Source organism: Loktanella sp. SALINAS62 (assembly GCF_018263905.1).
Classification (GTDB): domain Bacteria; phylum Pseudomonadota; class Alphaproteobacteria; order Rhodobacterales; family Rhodobacteraceae; genus Loktanella.
Map to the genome: position 1 here is coordinate 1 of NZ_JAAFZU010000053.1, position 7,177 is coordinate 7,177.

The 7,177-nt window shown below is 54.4% G+C and carries 4 protein-coding genes and 2 pseudogenes; 2 read left to right on the top strand and 4 right to left on the bottom strand.

Features of this window, described 5'->3' with window-relative positions; genetic code table 11:
• Positions 1-120: 120 nt before the first annotated feature.
• Positions 121-546, bottom strand: a complete 426-nt coding sequence (locus GZH79_RS14410; protein WP_249219224.1) for a BLUF domain-containing protein — start codon at positions 544-546, stop codon at positions 121-123.
• A gap of 948 nt (positions 547-1,494) precedes the next feature.
• Entirely contained in the window at positions 1,495-2,019 is a 525-nt protein-coding gene (locus tag GZH79_RS19105; RefSeq protein ID WP_249219222.1) for a hypothetical protein, read from the bottom strand.
• A gap of 614 nt (positions 2,020-2,633) precedes the next feature.
• Here GZH79_RS19105 and GZH79_RS14420 point away from each other — a divergent pair.
• Both GZH79_RS14420 and GZH79_RS14425 read left to right on the top strand, forming a co-directional pair.
• A pseudogene (locus tag GZH79_RS14420) lies at positions 2,634-2,965 on the top strand (transposase); the annotation flags it as partial.
• 14 nt (positions 2,966-2,979) lie between these two features.
• Positions 2,980-3,567 (top strand): annotated as a pseudogene (locus tag GZH79_RS14425) (IS5 family transposase); the annotation flags it as partial.
• A 234-nt stretch (positions 3,568-3,801) separates the two neighbouring features.
• On the opposite strand, the gene GZH79_RS14430 reads toward GZH79_RS14425, so the two are convergent.
• Positions 3,802-5,619 (bottom strand): histidine kinase N-terminal 7TM domain-containing protein, encoded by a 1,818-nt coding sequence (locus tag GZH79_RS14430; RefSeq protein ID WP_249219223.1) that lies wholly within the window; start codon positions 5,617-5,619, stop codon positions 3,802-3,804.
• Positions 5,620-5,786: 167 nt separating this feature from the next.
• Positions 5,787-6,752, bottom strand: coding sequence for a Hint domain-containing protein (locus tag GZH79_RS14435; protein WP_211644473.1), 966 nt, complete (start codon positions 6,750-6,752; stop codon positions 5,787-5,789).
• Positions 6,753-7,177: the final 425 nt, after the last annotated feature.

A 7,177-nucleotide genomic window follows, 5' to 3' on the forward strand; every position in this document is an offset into this window, starting at 1 on the left:
TTCCTTGGAAATCGTCATCGTCATCGTCCTTGCTTCTCTCAGGAAGCATGAACCAAATCCCAGTTACACAGAAGGTCGGACACTCTCTTTCGGAGTTCTGGCCGAATGCCACTCCCCATCTTAATTAAGGTCACGAAAGCTCGACAATATCGTTGCTACAAGGGACCAGATGACTGGATCGCTAGCTTCAAGGATTGATTTTTCCCTAACCTCCGTTAGGGATAGTGTCGCGTCGCGTCCTAAGTCGCTGAGATTCTCAGGATTTGCATAGCCCAACGAGCATTCAGGAAACGCACGCTGTTTAACTTCCCGATCTAACAAGATAGACACAGCGCCGTGGCGTCGATCATTCTTGATGCGATCGAAGCAAGCTCGCACAAGTGTTTCCTCGCCTTCAAGCACCTGAAAGAACAACCGGTCGTGATATAGTAGAAGCCCTGTCAGTTGATCGCGTGTATTATTTCGTCGTGATGTTTTAAAAAGGCTTGATATCTCTTCGGCAGAAACTGCATTAATCGAAGAGCTGACATAAACGATTTGATGCATCACCTAGCTTTCTCCGCATGCATATCCTAAAGTAATTTTTAAACAATTAATAAAAAGTGGCCGTCAGATTTAGCCAAACAAATAAAAACACGGTAGTGATCGTGTAATCTGAACCCCAGCTGATGCCTTGGGGCGAAAAGAAAAACTCGCCCCAAAGCTCAGCCAGAGTGGGTATTCCGGTCCGCCTTCAGCTAAGACCTAGACATTCAACAGCGGTGGTCTTTCCAGTAGGCATCCCACTTTAATACCGTGCCGCCATTTAGCATTGCGCAGTTGATGTCTCCTGTCGACGGAGAAAAGCACCACGATGATGTGCGGTTTCCTCCTGCAGAACCGACTGACCGGCAATTCAGCTTCGGTCCACTTACCAAAATATGGCCATGCTGGTTCACGCCCGTGGGCACGCCCAGCAACGCGACCAAGGCAGCACGAGCATCTTCTGCGGTTGCATTTGGACATGGATGATCAGGTGTACAAGATCCATCAAGTTCGCGAGCCGCAATACCAGAAAGCCGTATTCGTGGCCCTTCGGCACACCAGATAGGCCCATCACCATCCCAAACGTGTGTTGGCGTGCACTCAAAGCTTTGACCGCTCGGTACAATTGGCACCTCTGCGGCTGCAGCAGACGGACCGGTTAGAAGGATCGCCATCCCAAGAATAACAACATGTGATTGAATAGACTTCATAGTTGGCCCTCTGTGGGTTTTGATAGCCATTGCGGTAGACGCTCTATACCCTTCATGTCTTATTGAATGCATTCGACACAGTTGCCGCCGCTGACTGCGACGCCAAGATGCGCCTACCATATCGCGCTGGCATCTCAGGAGAAGACCATCTTCCTGCCACCATGATCGACGAAAGGTCGCAGCCCAGTCGGAATGCATCATGCACCCCCCCCGACGCGTGTGCTGTGCGCAGATACATCAGCACGCCCCGTGCACCTCCTCATGACTCGGGAGACAGTTGCTGGGTCGAGCGGAGTGCGCATCCCCCCCTTTGTGACTTTGTGATAATCGGATCGTCGTCACGCAGGCCAGCTTCTTTAATCCACTGCAGTACAGCTTCAGTACCGCGAGCGGAGAGAAACGCAAACGCCCCCTCGTAGAACGGGTCCGTCTTGGACCGAGCGATATACAAAAGGCTGCTACCGTCGATCTGGCGTTGCAAATCTCTAACACGAAAAGCGACGATCTCTGATGCCCGACACCAACTGTCGGTCGCGATCCAAAGAAGCGCCTTGTCCCGTAGGTTAATGCGAGACGTCCCCAATTCAGAAATGGCGTTGAGCACCTCCTCCTTGCCGAGCGGAGGCGCTTGTTTAGTCATTGTACCATATCGCCGTTTGACAGCCTTGAGAGCAAGCTCAACGAGACGATGTGTGGTCGGTGATGGCAAAAAATTCGATCGGTGCAGCTCTGCGATACCCCTCAGGCGAGTTTCAATTGTATTGGTTGCAAGGTTTCCACCCATCGCATCAATTCATATGGCGACCGTCGACGGAGCGATTGGAGGTTCAGCGCTGAAGCCTAGGCTGTTGCACCACTCGGCGAAAAGCCGAATTATCATCCGATAATTTTGCATGGTTTTGGGAGCGAACGCTGCCTCAGATCGCTGACGGTATTCCGCGATCAGGTCATTCCGCTGCGCTTCGGGCAAACGCGCAAGCGTGCTTAGCAGCTCTGATCTCTGTGATTGCCGGTCAAAAGACCCACTTGGAACTGTAGCCATCGTTTACCCTCCCTTAATGCATTCATGGTCTTCTCGACCGAGAACGAAACGATCAGGGTAACTGAGAGCAATGCAACCCACGGAACGCGAGCAACCACTTGAAGCGGCACTTCTGGAGTATGTCCAGCGATACGGACTAACTGAGAAGGCCAGAGCCGTTCTCGGACAGACGCGCGCAAATATTGGCGTTAACGATCACCGGATCAGATCCACAGAACTGGACTGAAATGGTCCTGCTTTCTTGGACAGGATTGAGACTCAGCTAGGGAACGTCTGAATAATCTGTCGATTTCAGCGTTATCTGGTAAGCTTGGGTATCTCTACTGAGGAGCCCATCAGATACCACAGCAACCTGCATTTCCCGGCCTGCGCGATGCAATGAAGAAGAAACGGATGCGGCGGAGGTGTTCCTGTCCGAGATGGTGGCAGGGGTCCCCTGGGGGCGGTAGCTGTGGTTAATCACGTCACATCACCGAAAGCCAGGCGGAAGGGCGAGCGCCCACCGACGCCGATTGAGACCATGCTGCGCGTCTACTTCCTCCAGAAATGGTATGCTCTGAGCGATCCGATGGCCGAGGAGACGCTCTACGACCATGACGCGATGCGCCGTTTTGCAGGGGTGGAGCTGGGCGACGACCGCATTCGGGACGAAACCGCCATCCTAAACTTTCGCCATCTGTTAGAGCGTAAGGAGGTGGCCGACTGCACCTCATGATCGATAGCACTGGCATCAAGGTCGAAGAAGAAGGCGAGTGGAACGCCCGCAAGCATGGCGGCCCCAAACGGCGCGTCTGGCGCAAGATCCACATCGGTATTGATGAACAAACGCTGGAAATCAGAGCGGTTGAGATCACGGGCAGTAACACCGGAGATGCGCCAATGCTGCCTCACCTGCTCAACCAGATCCCACGCGATCAAGAGATTGGCAGCGTGACCGCGGATGGCGCATACGACGCGCGCCGATGCCACAACGCCATCGCTGACCGCGGTGCGCCCGCAGTCATCCCACCGCGCAGAAATGCTCAGCCATGGAAGCCAACCACTGCCGGTGCCATCGCCAGGAACGATGCATTGCGCGCGTCAAGATATTTGGGCCGCGCACTCTGGCGGAACTGGAGCGGCTACCACCGCCGAAGTAGCGTCGAGACAAAGATGCACTGCGTGAAACTACTCGGCCAATGCCTGATGGCACGGGACTTCGACCGCCAGGTCGCGGAGGTCCAGGTGCGCATCGCTATCCTGAACGGCTACACCGCCATTGGCATCCCAGTCACAAAGGCAGTGGGATAAATCCGTCTGGGTTAAGGGGAGAACCGTCCGTCAGCTGATTTGTGCAACAGAGTCCTGCGCTCGGTAACTGTGGTTCAACAAAGCCCGGCCGCAGATACCTCCTGATCGTATGACGATAAAGCTAAGTCCGCCAACAATCTCGCGAAATGCTATCTTGTCCCTTAATGCCTAAAATGATCGTATTAGGCCGACAGATTCATCAGACTCCTCCAGTGAAATTTCGACGGGCCCGGATTAACCTGCGACCTGCTTGGCTGAAGCCAATGCGCAGAAGGCGGGCTCGGCAGCTTCGTGACTCACCCGGTCCACCAGCCAAAACTCGATGTGGAACGTCGTTCCAACGCCGACCCGGCTTTCGTAGAACAGTTCGCCAGAGAGCTGTTCGGCCAGTTGCTTCGAGATGTGCAGGCCAAGCCCGGATCCTTGAGTAGAGCCTTGAGCACTATTTTCCACCTGCTCGAATCGCCCGAAGACCCTGTCTTCCATACCGTCTGGAATGCCGCAGCCGCTGTCCTTGATCGACAGCCTGACCCGCCCATTATGGACATTGAGCGCGCCTTCGACGATTTCATGCTCTTTCGAGAACTTGATGGCATTGGAGATCAGGTTATCCACAATCTGACGGATGGCGAATGCGTCGCCCATGATGAATGCGGATTTTTCCACCGTCGATGTGACCAGCCGCACGTCTCGTTCTGACGCGAACATCTTGTTTTCCTCGATGCTCTCTTCGAGCAGATTTCCCAGGTCGACCGGGCTGCTTTCCAAGGACAACGCTTCGATATCGATCTTCTGCGCCAGCAGGATGTTGTCGACCAGCCGCGACAGACGAATACCGTTCCGGTTCGCAATTTCGAGCGACGACCGGATTGGACCGGCCAATTCCCCAAGACGGCCGCTCAGAGCCAGCGCCAATCCCCCTTTTAGCGAAGTCAGCGGCGTGCGCAATTCATGGCTGACGACAGAGATAAATTCGTCCTTTGCGCGGCTGGCGTCATCTGCTTTCTTCAGCGCTTCTTCCAAAGCCAATGTAATGACAACGCGGTCTGTGATGTCGACGAAGGTGACGCTCCATCCCAAGGTACTCCCCGACGGATCAAGTGGATTGGCAATTTCTTGAACGCGGGGCTCGTATACCTGCGCTCCGATGGTCATGTTGGCGACGCCTTCGGAGGTGTTCAACTTATCGATACTGGCGCGCATCGCATTCAGAAAATACTTGATGCCATGCTCTCGTCCAGAGCGTTTCGCCGCGGTGTTCATAAGAACTATTTTTCGATGCCTATCGATCAGAACAACGGGTTCGCTCATCGTATTGAAGAGAGTGGACTGACCTACAGAGGCCATGTCCATCGTCTTGTTTGTCACCAGCATCCAAGTGAACGGTAAGAGCGCCAACGTGAACATGAACGGCGTGGGGTCAAGACCAAAGACTGTGAAGCCAAAGCCGACATAGGCCGCGTTCGCAGCCAGCGGCGTTGTCGTGATGATGACCAGCATGGTCAGCAACGGCCATGCGGCCCGCTTGGCCTGGCAGAACGCCCTACCTAAACAATAAAGTGTCGCTAGCACGAATGCGTATAGGGTGCCGATGATGGCAAAGAACGCTGGCCCGTGGGCATAATCTATATAGATTTGGCCCGCTGGGATGGTCGTCGAATTCGTATAGACGAGATTGTGCCATGAATTGGTGGCGACAAATGCGAACATGGCCAGGGGCACGATCGCCAATACGATGCTGGCTTTGTGCTGCCAGTAGGCGTTGTCGACATAGGCAAAAACGAAGAAACACCAGGCCACCGGCACCACACCGTTGCCAAGCCATGCCAAGGTTGCCCATTGCAACTGGCAGGCGAAGGTCGCCGATGATGCCTCGAACCCGACCATGATCAAGGTCCAGATCATGGCAAGGAAGGTGATCGCGTAGTAAATCTTGCCTTGGAAACTCTGGAATTTCATCATCCAGAACAAAACAATGGCTGCGACTGCGCTGATGCCGATAACAGCCCACAAGACTGTGGTCGCGGTTAGTCCCTCTAAACAAATCATCATTATTGTTTCACTAAAGCCACATTATTTAAAACTACCAAATCGCTGTGTTCAGAATTTGACCGAAGCAAGGCAATTGTAAATTGACCTGCTCCCCTGTGGGTCCTCGTTTGGTAGCTATGTCCGAGTGTTGACGCACCGTGAGCGCTTTGTTGTGACCACGGGTTGGCTCAGTCCACCAACGCGGCCTCCCAACGTTTGAGACAATGACGAGCGGTCCGATGCTCAAGCGCTCTTCCTGCAGTCCCCCTGAGTTCCGGAAAGATCGCCTCGATTTCCTCGCGCTGCGCGGCGCTCATTGAATTGAGCGCCATGGCTCCCAAGTGCAGGCTCTCGCTGGCGATCCCCTCACTAAAGACGATCTGGTGATGCTTGAAAGCAAGATGCACGTAGTGCACCCTCCGCCGAGGGAATTGCCGGATCGTCGTTCCGTTCACCAGGTGGACCGCAGCCACCAGCACCTGATCTTGTCCAAAATACAGATCTGTCCGCCAGTCTGAAACCATCATGCGATGCTGTGGAGATACCACAATCTTACGCCGGTTGCCCAAGGCACCAGCCGCAATTTCGACAGGCGCCATGCGACCAAGTCCTGGCACCTCGCGCTGGCCAACCCAGTCCACCGGCTGCAATCCGTGATCAAGCGTCCGCACCAGATCGCCAACCTGGATGTCTTCGACTGGACGTTGATCGGCCCCGCAGTCGATCAACGTGCCCGCCGCATAACATGGAAAAACTGGCGGCTCTGACGGAAAAGTATCGAAGGAAAGCTTCTCCCCCCGTGGCGGATTGAAGCCTGGCCCATATTGCATCGTGCCCTCAGTCACCCCGTCCTCATCAAAGACGATCTTGGCAGGCTGTGTGAAGATCTGGTGATCGCCGGAGGACGCCCTCCCTTGAAACTGGTCATGTTGGGGATTGAGGTTCGAATAAATCGGTTCGGCCGGGGGATCGTTGTCCGGATAAGCGTAGATATCGACACGTTGACCGTTGGAAAACTGTGAGTCCCCAGCACTGACCTGCCGGATCACCACACGAAAAGTATCGGAGGAGGTGCCAAGGTGCTCCACCCCTTCGAGGGTAAGTTTGATACCGTTGTTGTTGCCTGAAGATGAGGCGCTCGAGTAGGTGCCCAACTTGTCTCCAGACAAGTATATCACTCTCTCAGGCACGCCCGTCTCCCGTTGTCCATTGATTTAATATGATTTTTAATAGCACCCTTAAAATGCCAGTTAAAGTTTTCGCGGCACCGCCATCAGAATATCACGCCTTTGCGTCTTTCATGCACAGGACAGCCATGCACGGGGCATCCCAAAGGGCGTGCATCGCTTCAGCCTGCACGCCCGTCAGACCGCACCGTGGAACCGGCTACCCCAAGACGAAGCGGAAATCCAAATAGACACCGGGATCGCCATCAGGCGGATTCACGAGTCGTGGCTACACAAGCTGAGTCATGGGTCCACCCTGGCAGTGAGGGTGCCACTTCGCTTGTCATGAGTGCATATCGGGCCGCGACAGGCTGTGCCAACATTGCAAGCCCATGCTCCGCACCTCATCCCTG

Bases quoted from the DNA above. Each gene is read 5' to 3' on its own strand.
- GZH79_RS14430 (WP_249219223.1), bottom strand. From the start codon at position 5,619: ATGATGATTTGTTTAGAGGGACTAACCGCGACCACAGTCTTGTGGGCT.
- GZH79_RS14410 (WP_249219224.1), bottom strand. From the start codon at position 546: ATGCATCAAATCGTTTATGTCAGCTCTTCGATTAATGCAGTTTCTGCC.
- GZH79_RS19105 (WP_249219222.1), bottom strand. From the start codon at position 2,019: ATGGGTGGAAACCTTGCAACCAATACAATTGAAACTCGCCTGAGGGGT.